This is a genomic window from Serratia sp. NA_112.1 (assembly GCF_052691715.1).
On the sequence record NZ_JBQZFO010000005.1, the window covers coordinates 249,064 to 265,585 of the forward strand.

Annotated in this window: 17 protein-coding genes; 7 read left to right on the forward strand and 10 right to left on the reverse strand. The window is 55.7% G+C overall.

Going from position 1 to position 16,522, the window contains the following annotated elements; translation table 11 throughout:
• Positions 1–25: 25 nt before the first annotated feature.
• Positions 26–529 carry a thiol peroxidase gene (gene tpx / locus ACUTQ5_RS13385; RefSeq protein ID WP_445651651.1) on the forward strand — a complete coding sequence of 168 codons (504 nt, stop codon included), beginning with the start codon at positions 26–28 and terminating at the stop codon, positions 527–529.
• A 64-nt stretch (positions 530–593) separates the two neighbouring features.
• Here the strand turns inward: tpx and tyrR are convergent, their stop codons facing one another.
• The 7 genes from tyrR to pspA form a co-directional block, all read right to left on the reverse strand.
• A complete protein-coding gene (gene tyrR / locus ACUTQ5_RS13390) occupies positions 594–2,165 on the reverse strand; it encodes a transcriptional regulator TyrR (protein WP_445651652.1) in 1,572 nt (523 codons plus the stop codon).
• A gap of 330 nt (positions 2,166–2,495) precedes the next feature.
• A complete protein-coding gene (locus tag ACUTQ5_RS13395) occupies positions 2,496–3,557 on the reverse strand; it encodes a TIGR01620 family protein (RefSeq protein ID WP_445651653.1) in 1,062 nt (353 codons plus the stop codon).
• On the reverse strand, positions 3,554–4,951 hold the full coding sequence (locus ACUTQ5_RS13400; protein ID WP_445651654.1) for a YcjX family protein: 1,398 nt from the start codon (positions 4,949–4,951) through the stop codon (positions 3,554–3,556). The genes ACUTQ5_RS13395 and ACUTQ5_RS13400 overlap by 4 nt, the downstream gene beginning before the upstream one ends.
• On the reverse strand, positions 4,932–5,198 hold the full coding sequence (pspD, locus tag ACUTQ5_RS13405; protein WP_445651655.1) for a phage shock protein PspD: 267 nt from the start codon (positions 5,196–5,198) through the stop codon (positions 4,932–4,934). The genes ACUTQ5_RS13400 and pspD overlap by 20 nt, the downstream gene beginning before the upstream one ends.
• A 97-nt stretch (positions 5,199–5,295) precedes the next feature.
• On the reverse strand, positions 5,296–5,655 hold the full coding sequence (gene pspC / locus ACUTQ5_RS13410; protein WP_445651656.1) for an envelope stress response membrane protein PspC: 360 nt from the start codon (positions 5,653–5,655) through the stop codon (positions 5,296–5,298).
• Positions 5,655–5,882: an envelope stress response membrane protein PspB gene (gene pspB, locus ACUTQ5_RS13415; RefSeq protein ID WP_012145351.1), complete on the reverse strand. Its 228-nt coding sequence runs from the start codon at positions 5,880–5,882 to the stop codon at positions 5,655–5,657. Before pspB ends, pspC begins: the two co-directional genes overlap by 1 nt.
• 57 nt (positions 5,883–5,939) lie before the next feature.
• The gene (gene pspA, locus ACUTQ5_RS13420) at positions 5,940–6,605 is read right to left on the reverse strand and encodes a phage shock protein PspA (RefSeq protein WP_445651657.1); all 666 of its coding nucleotides are present in this window, start codon (positions 6,603–6,605) and stop codon (positions 5,940–5,942) included.
• Between the two features lie 183 nt (positions 6,606–6,788).
• On the opposite strand from pspA, the gene pspF reads away from it, so the two are divergent.
• Positions 6,789–7,796, forward strand: a complete 1,008-nt coding sequence (pspF, locus tag ACUTQ5_RS13425) for a phage shock protein operon transcriptional activator (RefSeq protein ID WP_445651658.1) — start codon at positions 6,789–6,791, stop codon at positions 7,794–7,796.
• Positions 7,797–7,988: 192 nt separating this feature from the next.
• On the opposite strand, the gene zigA is transcribed toward pspF, so the two are convergent.
• The 3 genes from zigA to folE2 are packed head-to-tail and all read right to left on the reverse strand — an operon-like array spanning position 7,989 to position 10,668.
• Complete coding sequence (gene zigA, locus ACUTQ5_RS13430) at positions 7,989–9,176, reverse strand: zinc metallochaperone GTPase ZigA (RefSeq protein ID WP_445651659.1); 1,188 nt, start codon at positions 9,174–9,176, stop codon at positions 7,989–7,991.
• 12 nt (positions 9,177–9,188) lie between these two features.
• Positions 9,189–9,749, reverse strand: a complete 561-nt coding sequence (locus ACUTQ5_RS13435; RefSeq protein ID WP_445651660.1) for a carbonate dehydratase — start codon at positions 9,747–9,749, stop codon at positions 9,189–9,191.
• The gene (gene folE2 / locus ACUTQ5_RS13440) at positions 9,739–10,668 is read right to left on the reverse strand and encodes a GTP cyclohydrolase FolE2 (protein WP_445651661.1); all 930 of its coding nucleotides are present in this window, start codon (positions 10,666–10,668) and stop codon (positions 9,739–9,741) included. Before folE2 ends, ACUTQ5_RS13435 begins: the two co-directional genes overlap by 11 nt.
• 205 nt (positions 10,669–10,873) lie before the next feature.
• Between folE2 and sapA the strand changes: the two genes are divergently transcribed.
• From sapA to sapF, 5 genes are read left to right on the forward strand one after another with little or no spacing between them, the layout of a single operon-like run.
• Positions 10,874–12,526 (forward strand): ABC transporter substrate-binding protein SapA, encoded by a 1,653-nt coding sequence (sapA, locus tag ACUTQ5_RS13445; RefSeq protein WP_445651662.1) that lies wholly within the window; start codon positions 10,874–10,876, stop codon positions 12,524–12,526.
• On the forward strand, positions 12,523–13,488 hold the full coding sequence (sapB, locus tag ACUTQ5_RS13450) for a putrescine export ABC transporter permease SapB (protein WP_445651663.1): 966 nt from the start codon (positions 12,523–12,525) through the stop codon (positions 13,486–13,488). Before sapA ends, sapB begins: the two co-directional genes overlap by 4 nt.
• Positions 13,475–14,365, forward strand: a complete 891-nt coding sequence (gene sapC / locus ACUTQ5_RS13455) for a putrescine export ABC transporter permease SapC (protein ID WP_445651664.1) — start codon at positions 13,475–13,477, stop codon at positions 14,363–14,365. The genes sapB and sapC overlap by 14 nt, the downstream gene beginning before the upstream one ends.
• Positions 14,365–15,357: a putrescine export ABC transporter ATP-binding protein SapD gene (gene sapD, locus ACUTQ5_RS13460; protein ID WP_445651665.1), complete on the forward strand. Its 993-nt coding sequence runs from the start codon at positions 14,365–14,367 to the stop codon at positions 15,355–15,357. Before sapC ends, sapD begins: the two co-directional genes overlap by 1 nt.
• A 1-nt stretch (position 15,358) precedes the next feature.
• Positions 15,359–16,171 carry a putrescine export ABC transporter ATP-binding protein SapF gene (gene sapF, locus ACUTQ5_RS13465; RefSeq protein ID WP_099062884.1) on the forward strand — a complete coding sequence of 271 codons (813 nt, stop codon included), beginning with the start codon at positions 15,359–15,361 and terminating at the stop codon, positions 16,169–16,171.
• Positions 16,172–16,522: the final 351 nt, after the last annotated feature.

The following is a 16,522-nucleotide window of genomic DNA, read 5'->3' on the forward strand; positions in this document are numbered from 1 at the left end:
AACACCTGTAAAAGGAATCAAGCTAATGACTCAGACAGTACATTTTCAAGGCAACCCGATTAGCGTTGCAGGCCACCTGCCACAAACCGGCGAACAAGCCAAAGCCTTCTCACTGGTTGCCAAAGACTTGTCGGACGTGGCGCTGAGCAGCTTCGCGGGTCAACGTAAAGTTCTGAACATTTTCCCAAGTATTGATACCGGCGTTTGCGCAACTTCGGTACGTACATTCAATCAGTTGGCCAGCGGCCTGGATAACACCGTGGTGCTGTGCATCTCGGCCGACCTGCCGTTCGCCCAATCACGTTTCTGCGGTGCAGAAGGCCTGAACAATGTAGTCACCCTTTCCACGCTGCGTGGCGCAGAATTCAAACAGGCTTACGGCGTTGAAATCGCTGAAGGCCCGCTGGCAGGCCTGACCGCACGTGCGATTGTGGTATTGGATGGCCAGGACAACGTGCTGTACAGCGAGCTGGTAAATGAAATTACCACCGAGCCGAACTACGATGCGGCGCTGGCTGCATTGAAGTAATGCCAGAAGGCCGACGATTGCCGGCCTCTAAACGTTGAAACGGGCGCTTATGGCGCCCGTTTTTTTATTCTTCGTTTTCCCCGGAAGGCTTACGGCTACTGAGCCCATATTCGCGCAACTTATTGGCAATCGCGGTATGTGAAACGCCCAGGCGTTTTGCCAGTTTTCTGGTACTTGGATAAGTACGGTACAAACGGGTCAGCACCGAACGCTCAAAACGTTTGCTGATATCATCAAGCGAGCCGTCCATCACCTCATCGCCCAGCGACATTTCAACCTCGAACTCCGGCAGTACAATGTCCTGCGGACGAAGTTCGAAACCTTCGGTTTGCGTCAATGCCCGGTAAATGGCGTTCTTTAACTGTCGCACGTTGCCAGGCCAGCCATATTTGCTGAGGAAACTACCCAGATCGCCCGCCAGCTTTGGCCGCGCTACGCCCTGCTCATCGGCAAAACGCGCCACAAACAGTTCGGTCAGCGGCATGATGTCCTGCGGACGCTCACGCAGCGGCGGAATGGTGATGGTCAAAACGTTAAGGCGATAATAGAGATCCTCGCGGAACTCACCACGCTGTACCAGTTCGGTCAGGTTTTTCTGCGTCGCGCAAATCACCCGCACATCCACATGGACTTCGTGTTCTTCACCCACGCGGCGGAAATTACCGTCGTTAATGAAACGCAGCAGTTTGGTCTGCATGCGCGGCGACATCTCACCGATTTCATCGAGCAACACCGAACCGCCATTCGCCTGTTCGAAGAAGCCCTTCTTGCCTTCCAGCGCATTCGGGTAAGCTCCCGGCGCATGGCCGAACAGCTCACTTTCCGCTACATCATCCGGCAATGCGGCGCAGTTTAACGCCAGGAACGGCTGCTTGCCACGCGGGCTGCGCAAATGGCAGGCCCGGGCCAGAATATCTTTGCCAGTGCCGGTGTCGCCGACAATCAACAGTGGCGCATCCAGCATCGCCAACTTGCGCGCCTGCTCCAGCACGTGGCGCATTTTCGGGCTGGCGGCAACGATATGATCAAACTCGGTATCGTCGTTCACCGACAGATTCTGTAACTGACGCCCCATCCGGGCCGTGGACTTCAGCATCACTACCGCACCTACGGCGGCATTCTGCTGGTTTTCGTCTTCCAGGTAGATTGGCGTGATATCCATCAGGAAGTCCTGACTGCGGATCACCACCCGCTCCGATTGTGGCGCCGTCTGTTCGCTCTCCAGCCACCGATTGAAGTTATAACCGCCAATCAATGCGGTGGCCGTCTGGTTGCGGATTTTGTCTTCGCTAAGCCCAAACAGCGCCTGCGCTGCCGGGTTGGCCAGTTCGACTTTGCCTTTCATATCGATCGAGAACACCGGCTCAGGCATAGACTCCAACAGCGCGCGCAGTGCGCGATGTTCGCGTTCAGACGGCATGAAATTCACGGTGCGCACATCGGTCACGCCGGCAATGCGGCGGATTTCCACCATCAGCGCGCGGAAGGTGTCAAAATCCAGTTGGGAAAAATTGAGGTAAATGCGGCCGATGGGATCGATTTCGATGCCACGTAAATCTATGCTGCGCAATACCAAAAGATCGAGTAACTCTCGAGTCAGACCGATCCGGTCTTCGCAAAAAACTTCCAAACGCATCAGTATTGGCCTTATCTCTGCAGGTGCGGGGATGACTGAAGATGATGATACTCTCTCACCCCAAGCGGTAGAAGCAATCTGTCAGCAAAAGTTGACAGAACTCTGATTTATCGCTGTTGTTGATGATTTTAAACGCAAGTGAATAACACCATCGGCGTCATTTTAGCTTATCAGTAGAGATTTATCATAACCGCCAGTAAATTTGCAGATAAATATAATGTATTTACAGGGGGATCGTCTTCCGTCAAGTGCGGGTTACGTATCGGCGTTAGCGGGGAAAGTCATTGCGGTAAAAATAACCACGGCGCCTGAATAGACGCCGTGGGCAGATTATTTGGCTTTGTTATCGCTCTTTTTCATGGTGTCTTTCAACTGGCCAATCAGTTGGCTGCGGAAATCACCCAGCTTCGGTTTTTCCCCTTCCAGCCAGGGCAGCGGACGGCACAGCTCCATCGCCTTGATACCGAGTCGGGCGGTCAGCAAACCGGCACCGATGCCCTGCGCCGCTCGGGCGGACAGTCGGGCGGCTAGGTCTTGCGACATCCAGTCCATGCCCACTTCGCGTACCAGTTCAGAGGCTCCGGCAAAGGCGATATTCAACAGCACCAGGCGGAACAAGCGCAGACGGCTGAAGTAACCCAGTTCAATGCCATACAGCGCGGCGATACGGTTGATCAGCCGGATATTACGCCAGGCGATAAACGCCATATCCACCACCGCCAACGGGCTGACGGCGATCATTAAGGTAGACTCCGCCGCCGAACGGCTGATTTCACGCCGCGCCTGGTTATCCAGCACCGGTTGCACCAGCTTGGCGTACAGCGCTACCACTTCGCGATCGTTCTGAGTTTCATGCAGTGAAGCCTGCCAGCGTTGCAACGCCGGATGCCCCTGATCGAGACCGGCCTGGCGCGCCAGTTTTTCGCAGAATTCACGCCCTTTGCCCAATCCGTGGCTGTGTAACAGCTCGCGTGCCACATCTCGTTCTTCTGCACGCTGACGCAGACGGTATAGGCGACGCCATTCGGTCACTACCGAACCTACCCCAGCGAAAACAATCAACCCACCCGCCACGCCACCGCCCATGGCGATCCAATCCTGCTGTACCCAGGCGGTATGCACCCACTGCACGCCCTGCGCCACCACGCTGACACCGAACAGCGTCAACCCCGCAGTAACCATTTTGCGCCACAGACTGCGTTTGGGTTTCAGGGCTGCATTGATAATGCCTTCGGCACGCCCTTCTTCCTCTTCCTGCTGCAGCTCCGGTGCCGCCGGGAAAAAGTGTTCCGCCTGCTGTTCGTCAAAAGCAACGTTGGCACGCAGCACCGGCTCCTGCGGCAGCTCCAACGGTTGTTCGAAATCGATACGTGGTTTTATCGGCTCGCTCATCGCAATTTATCCCCCAGTAAAAAATCCATCACCGCGTCCAGACGGATATGCGGTAATGGACTGTCCACACTCATCGCTCTTGGACGGAACTCATCAAAATGGAAGCCCTGATTTTGCCAGAACGCCGGCCCCGGCAAACGGGCCGGCACTTCGCCGGGGAACACCGTTAGCGGTGCGCCGTCGTCCAGACGATTGCCTTTCAGCGCCGGGATGCGCTGCCCCTGATGGTCGACGATACCGCTCTCGGTCGCCTGCACCGAGGCCAGTCCGACGCAGTCCATGCTGATGCCCTCAAACGCCGCGTTCTGCCAGGCTTCCTGCACCAGTTGCTGCAGCAACGACACTAAATTGGCATGTTGATCGGCGGTGATGTGATCGGCCTTGGTGGCGGCAAACATCAGTTTATCGATGGTTGGTGAAAATAAGCGGCGGAATAGTGTGCGCTTCCCATAGTGGAAACTCTGCATCAGTTGGGTCAGCGCCAGTCGCATATCGTTGAATGCCTGTGGGCCGCTGTTAAGAGGCTGCAGGCAATCCACCAGCACAATCTGGCGATCGAAACGGACAAAGTGTTCTTTATAAAAGTTTTTAACGATGGTCTGACAGTAATAGTTAAAACGCGCACGCAGCATGCCGATGTTGCTGTGTTTATCCGCCTGCGCCAGCTTGGATTCACCAAGGCTGTCGACGTTTGGCCACGGGAAGAATTGCAATGCTGGCGCACCGGCCAGATCGCCCGGCAACACAAAGCGGCCCGGCTGAATAAAATGCAGCCCTTCACTTTTGCAGCGCAGCAGATAATCGGTATAGGCCTGGGCGATGGCCGCCAGTTTATTTTCATCGGCGGGTGCCAGCGGATCGCAGCTTTTGCACAGTTCCAGCCAAGGCCTAGCCCACTCGGCGCGATCGCCCTGCAGCAAACCGGCCATTTGTCGCGACCAGGCCAGATAGTCCTGTTCCAGCATCGGCAAGTCCAACAACCATTCGCCGGGGTAATCGACAATCTCCAGATACAGCGTTGAAGTGTCTTTGAAATGACGCAGCAGTGAATCGTTGGAACGATAACGCAACGCCAGGCGAATTTCACTGACGCCACGTGTCGGGGTCGGCCAGCTCGGCGGAGTGCCATAAAGCTGTGCCAGCCCTTCATCATAGGTAAAACGCTGAATACCGAGATCGCGCTGTGGAATGCGCTTCACGCCCAGCAGACGTTCTTCACGCACCGGCGAGAACAGCGGCATGCGGGCACCGCTGTGAACATGCAGCAATTGGTTGACGAAAGCGGTGATAAAGGCGGTTTTGCCGCTGCGGCTCAGGCCGGTCACCGCCAGACGCAGATGGCGATCCATCCCGCGGTTGACCAGAGACGTTAACTCATTTTGCAGTCGTTTCATTGTTCTCCTTGGCATAACGCCCAAATACCTTGTTCAGCCCTTTGCGGAACAGCGGTTCCAGCACCAGCGCCAGGACAAAGCGAAGCGGTTTGCGACCGACGGTGCGCAGCAGCCAGCCGGCCGCCCCAGCCGGGCCGTAATTGAGTAGCGCTATGATGATGACTTTAGACAATGTCTTCAACATTGCACCTGCCCCTTGTTTAAATCCATCGGATTTAACGGCATTTACGGCATAGGTTTTTTTCATTATCAAAGCCCTCCGGCACGGTTTGGTTCAAAAGGATGATGTCAGGTCCGATGCCTGACCTGCGCCGAGCGCAGGTCATTACGCGCAAAGGCGGGGATTACAACTTGCGGAAGCGACTCTGTACGCCGAAAGTGTCCGACGTAACATAACGTTCAACCTGTCGCAGTTGCTGTTCACCGCTGCCCAGTTCGTACTCTAACTGGTCGAGCCATTGGCGCGGTGTTTTTTGCTGCTCGCCCTCAAATCGGCTGGCCGGTGCTTCATCCAGCACAAATACCAGTGCGAAATAAGCGATCAGGGTGAAGAAGAACAGTCCGAAGAACATCGACAACACCACGATCACTCGGATCAGGCGTACCGGCACGTCAAAATAATGGGCCAGACCGGCGCAGACGCCCTTCAGCATGCCTTCTTCAGGAACGCGATAAAGCTTTTTACTGCCCAGAGTGTTGTTCATCAAGACTGTCTCCAGTTCGGGTGTTCTGCATCAAGGATCTCTTCCAGCGCCTGAATACGTTCACGCATGCGCTTGGCATCTTCGGCCAGTTGCGCCAGTCGCTGCATCTCCTGATGGCTCAGTTGAATGCCGTTTTGTTGCCGATTGCTATAATGCAGCCAAAGCCAAATCGGTGCGACAAACAACACAAAGATTGTCAACGGAATGGCAAGTAATAGAGCACTCATTTCTTTTCCTTCTTAATGCGTCTTGGTGGGCGGCCACCCACCGTGGCCGCTGTCGCCTTACTCAGAGCGGTTCATTTTGGCTTTCAGCGCAGCCAGTTGCTCACTGATGGCGTCGTCGGCTTTCAGCTCGGCAAACTCTTGATCCAGAGATTTCTTTTTACCGATGATAACGCTTTCCGCTTCGGCTTCCATATGGTCGATACGGCGTTCGAACTGCTCGAAACGCGCCATCGCCTCATCCAGCTTGCCGCTGTCGAGCTGACGGCGCACGTCACGGGAAGAGGATGCCGCCTGGTGACGCAAGGTCAACGCCTGCTGACGAGCGCGGGTTTCGGTCAGCTTGTTTTCCAGCTCGCCGATTTCGCTTTTCATACGTGCCAACGTTTCTTCTACGACGGACACTTCATGCGTCAGCGTAGTGATCAGGCCGGCCACTTTTTGTTTTTCGATCAATGCCGCACGGGCTAGATCTTCTTTCTCTTTACGCAGTGCCAGTTCAGCTTTGTCCTGCCAATCGCTAAGCTGGTTTTCACCCTGCTCGATACGACGCAGTAACTGTTTTTTCTCCGCCAGCGCACGCGCTGAGGTAGAACGGACTTCAACCAGCGTGTCTTCCATTTCCTGGATCATCAAACGCACCAGCTTTTGCGGATCTTCCGCCTTATCCAGCAGCGTATTAATGTTGGCGTTCACGATGTCGGCAAAACGAGAAAAAATACCCATAATTCACTTCCTCTTGGTTCTGATGGCGTCTGAAGCGCCGCGTTGGTCATACAGATTTCCTTAATAGTTAATCAAAACCCGTGCCAACTTTTACTTCATTGAATAACAAAGCTTATTTATTTTTGACTCTCTATGAGCTTACTGTAGAGTGATTATTTTCACCAAACATTGGCGAATTTCATCATGAGCGAACAGTTAGAAAACCTGTTGGGCGAAGCGAATGCCTTTGTCGAAGTATTGGAGCAAGTCTCACAACTGGCAAAGTTGAACAAACCGGTGTTGGTGATCGGTGAGCGCGGCACCGGTAAAGAACTGATTGCCCACCGGTTGCATTACCTGTCCAACCGTTGGCAGGGGCCGTTTATCTCACTTAACTGCGCGGCCCTGAATGAAAACCTGCTGGATTCCGAGCTGTTCGGTCACGAGGCCGGGGCCTTTACCGGCGCGCAGAAGCGCCATCTGGGCCGCTTTGAACGGGCCGACGGCGGCACGCTGTTTCTCGACGAACTGGCCACTGCACCCATGCTGGTGCAGGAAAAACTGCTGCGGGTGATTGAATACGGCCACCTGGAGCGCGTCGGTGGCAGCCAGCCGCTGCAGGTTGACGTGCGGCTGGTGTGTGCCACCAACGACGATCTGCCCGCATTGGCGACGGTGGGCAAATTCCGCGCCGACCTGTTGGATCGACTGGCATTCGACGTGGTGCAGTTACCGCCACTGCGCCAGCGACAGCAAGACATCATGTTGCTGGCAGAGCACTTTGCGATTCAGATGTGCCGCGAGTTGTCGCTGCCGCTGTTCCCTGGCTTTACCGAACGTGCCAGAGACACCCTGCTCGGCTATCACTGGCCGGGCAACGTACGTGAACTGAAAAATGTAGTGGAGCGTTCGGTGTATCGGCACGGTACCAGTGACAGCGCGTTGGATCAGATAATCATCAACCCCTTCGCCCAGAGGGAAACTATGCCATTGCCCATGGAGCGCGAAACGCTCGCGGAGCGACCAGCCCTGCCGCTGGATTTAAAAGCCTGGCAGTTGGCGCAGGAAAAATCGCTAATCGAGGCCGCGCTGCAACAAGGAAGATTTAATCAGCGTAAGGCGGCGGAGCTGCTGGGGCTGACCTATCACCAGTTGCGCGGCATGCTGAAAAAGCACGCGCTGTTGCAAAATGGCGAGGCAGAGGAGGAATAACGGGCAAAAAAAAGCCAGCACCCGAGCTGGCTTAAAAAACACTGGAAGCAATGTGAGCAATGTCGTGCCTTTCACAGCAGAGCCACAAGCTGTAGCCTTCCGTGAACTGCCTGGCGATGATAATAGTTATCAGTATCACCTGTAAAGCGCTTTGTTGAGAATTTTTCTCATTACCACACTGTCATTGTGCAATTACCACTCAGGGAAGGGATCGGCCATCTCATGCCAGTAGCCGACACCCGCCGCCATTTCCTCGTCGTTCAGCAGGCAGGCATCCAGCAAACGGGTTATTTCGGCCTGCGGCAGGTTCTGCCCGATAAACACCAGTTCCTGGCGCATATCGCCAAAAGGCTCCACCCACTTCTCCATAATCTGTGCCTGGGTCTCTTCATCCTGCGGCCAGTTTTCCTGCGCGATAGCACGCCAGAAAGTCCCTGCCAACCCATAATGGGCGATGCCACCGGCCTGGCTCCACTGCCCGGCCTGACGCGGACGCGTCGCCAACCAGTAGAACCCTTTGGAGCGTAGCAGCTTGCCACCGCCCCAGTCTCCGTTGATCACCCGATAGAATTTATCCGGTGCAAAAGGTCGACGCGCCCGATAAACAAAACTACTGATGCCATAGTTCTCCGTTTCAGGCAGGTGCTCACCACGCAGTTCCTTAAGCCAGCCTGGCGCCTGCTGCGCTTTGTCAAAGCTGAAACTGCCGGTGTTTAATACCGCCTCCAGCGGCAGTTTGCCGGGAGAGATAGCGATGATTTTGGCATCCGGGTTCAGGCTGGCAAGCAGCGCCATCACTTCGCCCTGTTGTTCCGGGGTCAGCAAATCAGTTTTACTTACCAGCATCACGTCGCAGAACTCAATCTGTTCGATCAACAGATCGGCCACGCTACGCAAATCATCCTCGCCCAGGCTTTGCCCCACCTCCTGCAGCGACTGCGCCTGCTGGTACTGTTGGATAAAGTTGACCCCGTCCACCACAGTGACCAGGGTATCCAGACGAGCAAAGTGCGACAGGCTTTCGCCCTGCTCATCCTCAAAGGTGAAGGTCTCCGCTACCGGTAAGGGTTCGGAGATACCGCTGGACTCGATCAGCAGATAATCAAAGCGGCCGGCCTGCGCCAGTTCGCGTACCGAAATCAACAGGTCTTCACGCAGCGTGCAGCAGATGCAGCCATTGCTCATCTCCACCAGCTTTTCCTGCTGGCGGTCGAGCTGGACTTCGTTCTCGACCAGCGCGGCATCGATGTTCACTTCACTCATGTCGTTGACGATCACCGCCACGCGCATACCCTGGCGATTATTTAAAATATGGTTCAGCACCGTGGTTTTACCGGCGCCGAGAAAGCCGGAAAGCACGGTTACGGGTAATGGATTCATGGAGGGCCTCATTCAAAACTCATTGCGTAATGCCTGGTAACCGCGCACCAGTTCAACGTTGGTAGCGGCCACTTCTTCAGAAAATTGCAGTGCGCCGCGATCGACCTGCGGGTAAAGCGACAGATCGCTGTCGGCACCGACACGCTCGGTTGACGGGATATACCGATTTTCCGGCAACGTCACGCCGTCTACCACCGCGTTGTAGCGCACCACGCAGCCGGAGCCGATATGGCAGTTAAACAGCACGCTGTTAAAGCCGATAAACACCCGATCTTCAATGCGGCACGGGCCATGGACAATGGCGCGATGGGCGATTGAACTGAAGCGGCCGATGGTGACCGCGGCGCCGCTTTTCGAGTGGATCACCACGCCGTCCTGAATATTGGAATGGGAACCGATAATGATCGGCTCCATGTCTCCGGCCGCATTCAGTTCGTCCGCACGGATCACGGCATAGGGGCCGACGTAGACAAAATCTTCGACAATCACCCGGCCGCAAATAATGGCGGTAGGATCGATGTAGGCTTTCGATGAAACCTGGGGCAGATGACCACTGGGGTTTTTACGCAACATTTTCAGCCTCCTGCCAGCTTAACTCCGCCACCGCATTGTGGGCGTGCAGGCTTTCCTGATGCTCCACACGCAATGAAAAAGCTCGGTGATTGCACTGACTGCGCAGCATCCGATACAAGCGGCGCGCAGCATCCTCGCAGAACATCAGGTTCTGGCCATTAGCCAAGGCAAATGCCTGCTCGTCCTGACGTTTCACCAGCGTCTGTAGCGGTGTGCCCAGCGCATGCTCGATGCGATCGATTAAATTGACCACCGGCAATTCGGTTTCGCCCTCATTGAGCGTGACCGTCACCCAGGCCCAACTGCGCTGGCTATGCGGCGTGCCAGGCATGCCCTGTTCACCCAGCCAATCAATAACCTGCTGTTGATAGACTTTGTCCGCGGTCTGTTCGAAATCAAACTGAAACTGTTGCTGCGCCAGTTGACGGCTTAGCGCTGCCGAACTCGGACAGGTAGAGGAATAGGGCACGCCCACCGTCAGCGACAGGGTTAACCCGGCGCTTAGCCTGGCGTCAATTTTCAGTGGATAAGCTTTCCAGCCGCGATGTGCCGACAGCAGCGCCGGACGCGACAACAACAATTCGCCATTGATACTCAGGCCGGCACTGTCACTGTGTTCCGGCTGCGACGCCAGAAAAGCCCGCAGCGTGTCAGCAATACGTTGTGGCGTCAGTTCGCCCTGAGTCAATTCATCCAGCATCAGGTACAGACGCGACATATGTATTCCACGCGCGCCATAGCGACTGGCACGCAGATTGAGCCCGGCATTAACCTTTGCCATTAGCGGCTTGCCCACCAACTCCAGCGGCAGCGCGATCCCTTGCATCCCTACCCAATCGAGTCCGACATCACTCATGGCCCCCTGCCAGGCCTGTGCATCCGGCAGCGACTGGGTTGGCGGAAGTGCAACCTTGTTCATACATCCCCTTGCGATTATTGATACATTGCCAGAGAAAGGTAACATTATTTTGTTATGTTATAACATATCAATTTAGTTATTTTTGCCCGTGACGGCGAATTGTTCAATCAAGTAGCAGAAAACTCAGCCATTTTGCTCAATGGATTGGGCTGTTCGTCAGAGTGCGATACACTAAGGCTATTGCTTATTAACCCATGAAGCCTCTATGCGTGGTTTACCCCTTTGGATTTTGTCGCTGAGTTGCCTGGCGAGCACCGCCCTGGCCTCAACACCTCCTGCGCCCGCCGTGGACTCCCCGCTGCCGGACATCCGCCAAAGCGGCTTTGTCTATTGTGTCAGCGGCATACTGAACACCTTTAACCCGCAGATGGCCAGCAGCGGCCTGACGGTCGATACCCTGGCCGCACAGCTGTACGACCGTCTGCTGGATGTTGACCCCTACACTTATCGGTTGATCCCCGAACTGGCGCAAAGCTGGGAAGTGCTGGATAACGGCGCGACCTACCGCTTCCATCTGCGAAAAGATGTGCCCTTTCAGGCCACCGCTTGGTTCACGCCGACCCGTAAGATGAACGCCGACGACGTGGTATTCAGCTTTGAGCGCGTGTTTAACCAGAAGCACCCATACCATGACGTCAACGGTGGCGAGTATCCGTACTTCGACAGTCTTCAGTTCGGCGACTCGGTGCAAAGCGTGAAAAAGCTCGACGAGTACACGGTCGAGATCCGCCTGCAGGTACCGGACGCCTCCTTCCTGTGGCATATCGCGACCCACTATGCGCCGGTGCTGTCGGCGGAATATGCTGACAACCTGACGCGTGAAGGCCGTCAGGAGATGATCGACCGTGAACCTGTCGGTAGCGGTCCCTTCCTGCTGAATGAATATCGCTCCGGGCAATATATTCGTCTGGCTCGCAACGACCTGTACTGGAAAGGTAAACCACGTATGCCGCAGGTGGTGATCGATCTGGGTGCCGGTGGCACCGGTCGGTTGTCGAAGCTGCTGACCGGCGAGTGTGATGTGCTGGCCTATCCAGCCGCCAGCCAGCTTTCTATTTTACGTGATGACCCACGCCTGCGCCTGACGCTGCGTCCGGGGATGAACATCGCTTACCTGGCGTTTAACACCCGCAAACCGCCGCTGGACAACCTGAAAGTCCGCCAGGCAATTTCACTGGCAATCAATAACCAGCGTCTGATGCAGTCGATTTACTACGGCACGGCAGAAACCGCCGCTTCGATTTTGCCGCGCGCTTCGTGGGCGTACGACAATGATGCGCACATCACCGAGTTTGACCCGGCCAAATCACGAGAAATGCTGAAACAGGCAGGCGCTGAGTCACTCAACCTGCGCTTGTGGGTACCTACCGCGTCGCAATCCTACAACCCCAGCCCGCTGAAGACCGCCGAGCTGATCCAGGCCGATTTGGCCCAGGTGGGGATCAAAGTCACCATAGTGCCGGTTGAAGGTCGCTTCCAGGAAGCCCGGCTGATGGAGATGAATCACGACCTGACCCTGACCGGCTGGGCCACCGACAGTAACGACCCGGACAGCTTCTTCCGGCCGCTGCTGAGCTGCGCGGCAATCCGCTCACAAACCAACTATGCTCATTGGTGTGACCCGGGGTTTGACGAAGTGCTGCAAAATGCCCTGCTTTCGCAGCAGTTGGCGCAGCGAATCGAAAACTATCAGAAGGCGCAGAAAATTCTCGAACAACAACTGCCAGTGTTGCCGCTGGCGTCTTCATTGCGCCTGCAGGCCTATCGTTACGACATCAAGGGACTGGTTCTGAGCCCGTTCGGCAATGCGTCATTTGCCGGCGTGTTCCGTGAATCTGCCCAGGGGCAGAAAAAGTGATTATCTTTACCTTACGCCGTTGCCTGCTGCTGCTGATCACGCTGTTCTTCCTGACGCTGGTCAGCTTTAGCCTGAGCTATTTCACACCGCGTGCTCCGCTGAACGGCGCCGCCCTGCTGGATGCCTATCAGTTTTACTTTGTCAGCCTGTTGCACTGGGATTTTGGCGTCTCCAGCATTAACGGTCAGGCCATCAGCGAACAACTTCGTGAAGTGTTCCCGGCGACCATGGAGCTGTGCATTCTGGCTTTCACCCTGGCGTTATTTATTGGCATTCCCCTGGGGATTATTGCCGGCGTGATGCGCGGCAAATGGCAGGACACCGCCATCAGTACCTTTGCGCTGCTCGGTTTCTCGATGCCGGTGTTCTGGCTGGCGCTGCTACTGATGCTGTTTTTCTCACTGCACCTCGGTTGGCTACCGGTTTCCGGCCGTTTCGATCTGCTGTATCAGGTTAAACCGATCACCGGCTTTGCCCTGATTGACGCCTGGCTATCTGATTCGCCCTATCGCAGCGAAATGGTTGGCAGCGCGCTACGTCATATGATCCTGCCGATTGCCGCACTGGCGGTGGCACCGACCACCGAGGTAGTGCGCCTGATGCGTATCAGCACCGACGACGTGCTCAACCAGAACTACATTAAGGCCGCCGCTACCCGTGGGCTGTCCCGTTTTACCATTATCCGCCGCCACGTGCTGCATAATGCACTGCCGCCGATCGTGCCCAAACTGGGCCTGCAGTTCTCCACCATGCTGACGCTGGCGATGATCACCGAAGTTGTGTTCAGTTGGCCGGGCCTCGGGCGCTGGATGATTAACGCCATCCGCCAGCAGGATTACGCGGCGATTTCCGCCGGCGTCATGGTGGTGGGCACGCTGGTGATCACCATTAACGTGCTGGCCGATATCTTGGGCGCGGCCACCAACCCATTGAAACATAAGGAATGGTATGCCCTTAGATAACGTATACCGCGAAAAGAAAATGCCGAGTCCGCTGCTCTACACCTGGCGGATTTTTTACAGTGATGCACTGGCGATGATTGGCTTTTACGGCGTGATAGCGCTGTTGCTGCTTTCCCTGTTCGGCAGCCTGCTGGCGCCTTATGCGCTCGATCAACAGTTCCTGGGCTATCAGCTGCTACCACCCTCCTGGTCGCGTTACGGCAACGTTTCCTTCTTCCTGGGTACTGACGACCTGGGCCGCGATATTCTCAGCCGTCTGCTGACCGGTACCGCCGCCACTTACGGTGCCGCACTACTGGTCACCGTGGCCGCATCCTTTGTCGGGGTGATCCTGGGGGTATTTGCCGGCGTAACCCGTGGTTTTCGCTCTGCGGTGCTCAATCATATTCTCGACACCTTGCTCTCGATCCCTTCGCTGCTGCTGGCGATTGTGGTAGTGGCGTTCCTCGGCCCCAAACTCGAACACGCTATGCTGGCCGTTTGGCTGGCGTTATTGCCACGCATGGTGCGCACTATCTACAGCGCAGTACATGACGAGTTGGAGAAAGAATACGTGGTTGCGGTGCGTCTGGATGGCGCCTCTACGCTGCAAATCCTGTGGTATGCCGTAATGCCCAATATTGTGGCGGTGCTGGTGACTGAATTCACCCGAGCGCTGTCGATGGCGATCCTGGATATTGCCGCACTCGGCTTCCTCGATCTCGGTGCACAACTCCCGTCTCCGGAATGGGGAGCCATGCTCGGCGACTCACTGGAGCTAGTGTATGTTGCCCCCTGGACGGTGATGCTGCCCGGTGCCGCGATCCTGATCAGCGTGCTGCTGGTTAACCTGTTGGGCGATGGTATGCGCCGCGCAATCAATACGGGGGTGGAATAATGCCATTACTTGATATCCGCAACCTGACGATTGAATTTATGACGGCCGAAGGGCCGGTCAAAGCGGTTGACCGTGTCAGCATGACGTTGAGCGAAGGAGAAGTCCGTGGTTTGGTGGGCGAATCCGGTTCAGGCAAGAGCCTGATCGCCAAGGCAATTTGCGGCGTCACCAAAGACAACTGGCGCGTTACCGCCGACCGTTTCCGTTTTGACGATATCGATCTGCTGCAACTGACCCCGCGTGAACGGCGCAAACTGGTCGGGCATAACGTTTCGATGATCTTCCAGGAGCCGCAGTCTTGTCTGGATCCGTCCGAGAGCATTGGCCGCCAGTTGGCGCAGGCGATCCCTGGCTGGACCTATAAAGGTCGTTGGTGGCAACGTTTTAACTGGCGTAAACGCCGCGCCATTGAGCTACTGCACCGCGTGGGTATCAAGGATCACAAGGACATTATGGTCAGCTTCCCCTATGAGCTGACCGACGGCGAATGCCAGAAAGTGATGATCGCCATCGCCCTGGCCAACCAACCACGCCTGCTGATTGCAGACGAACCCACCAACGCCATGGAGCCGACCACCCAGGCCCAGATTTTCCGCCTGCTGGCGCGCCTGAACCAAAACAATAACACCACCATTTTGCTGATCAGCCACGATTTGCAAATGATGAGTAAATGGGCAGATCGGGTCAACGTACTGTACTGCGGCCAAACGGTGGAAAGCGCTCAGTGCGAAGACCTGCTGGCCGCACCGCACCATCCTTACACCCAGGCACTGATCCGCTCAATGCCGGACTTCGGCCGCGCATTGCCGCATAAAAGCCGTCTCAACACTCTACCGGGTGCCATTCCGTCGCTGGAGCATTTACCTATCGGTTGCCGCCTGGGGCCGCGTTGCCCTTATGCCCAGAAAAAGTGCATTGAAACACCCCGCCTGCGCCCGGTAAAAAACCACCTGTTCGCCTGCCACTTCCCGCTGAACATGGAGGAGCAATAACATGGAAACGCTGTTGGAAGTGCGTAATCTGAGCAAAACCTACCGCTACCGCACCGGGCTGTTTCGCCGCCAGCACGTTGAGGCGGTGAAATCGGTCAGCTTTACCCTGCGTGAGCGACAAACGCTGGCCATCATAGGCGAGAACGGCTCCGGCAAATCGACGTTGGCCAAGATGTTATCCGGCATGGTTGAGCCTTCATCCGGTGAACTGCTGATCGACGATCATCGACTCAACTATGGTGACTATCGCTATCGTAGCCAGCGCATTCGCATGATATTTCAGGATCCGAGCACTTCGCTCAATCCGCGCCAGCGGATTGGCCAACTGCTGGATGCTCCGCTGCGGCTGAATACTGAAATGGCGGCCCCGGAGCGCGAGCAACACATCAACCAGACGCTACGCCAGGTAGGTATGTTGCCGGACCACGCCAATTATTACCCGCACATGCTGGCCTCTGGACAGAAACAGCGAGTTGCGCTGGCCCGTGCGCTGATCCTGCAACCCAAGGTGATCGTTGCCGATGAGGCACTGGCCTCCCTGGATATGTCGATGCGCTCGCAGATCATCAACCTGATGTTGGAGCTGCAGGAGAAACACGGCATCTCCTATATCTACGTGACCCAGCATTTGGGGATGATGAAGCATATCAGCGATCAGGTGATGGTGATGCACGAAGGGGAAATTGTCGAACGTGGTAGTACCGCTGAAGTACTGGCTTCCCCTCTGCACGAACTGACCAAACGCCTGATCGCCAGCCACTTTGGGGAAGCCCTCACCGCGGACGCCTGGCGGCGCGATGGCGGCAGGTTCTGATCCTTCGGTTATCCTGAACGCCTGCGATGCATGAGCCCCTCACCCCAGCCCTCTCCCCCTGGAGAGGGTGACGTCCGCTTAAGCCATGCCGGACAGACTTGTTGATCTACCCGGCATGGCTTAGCCAATATCCTCAAATACAAATTACATTTTTGTTATATCTCATTATATTTTATTCCATTCAGTTATTGATTAGCACTTAACATTATTTTATCTCGTCAATTGAATCGGTGAGGATATCCCCTACGTTGAGCTTCTTAAACGACAGGATATCGCACTGATGAACAGCCCTCGCCATCGCCAACTCGCGCAGTTTTTGCTCGCTTTAGCCGCAGGTTTCTCTGTTTATGG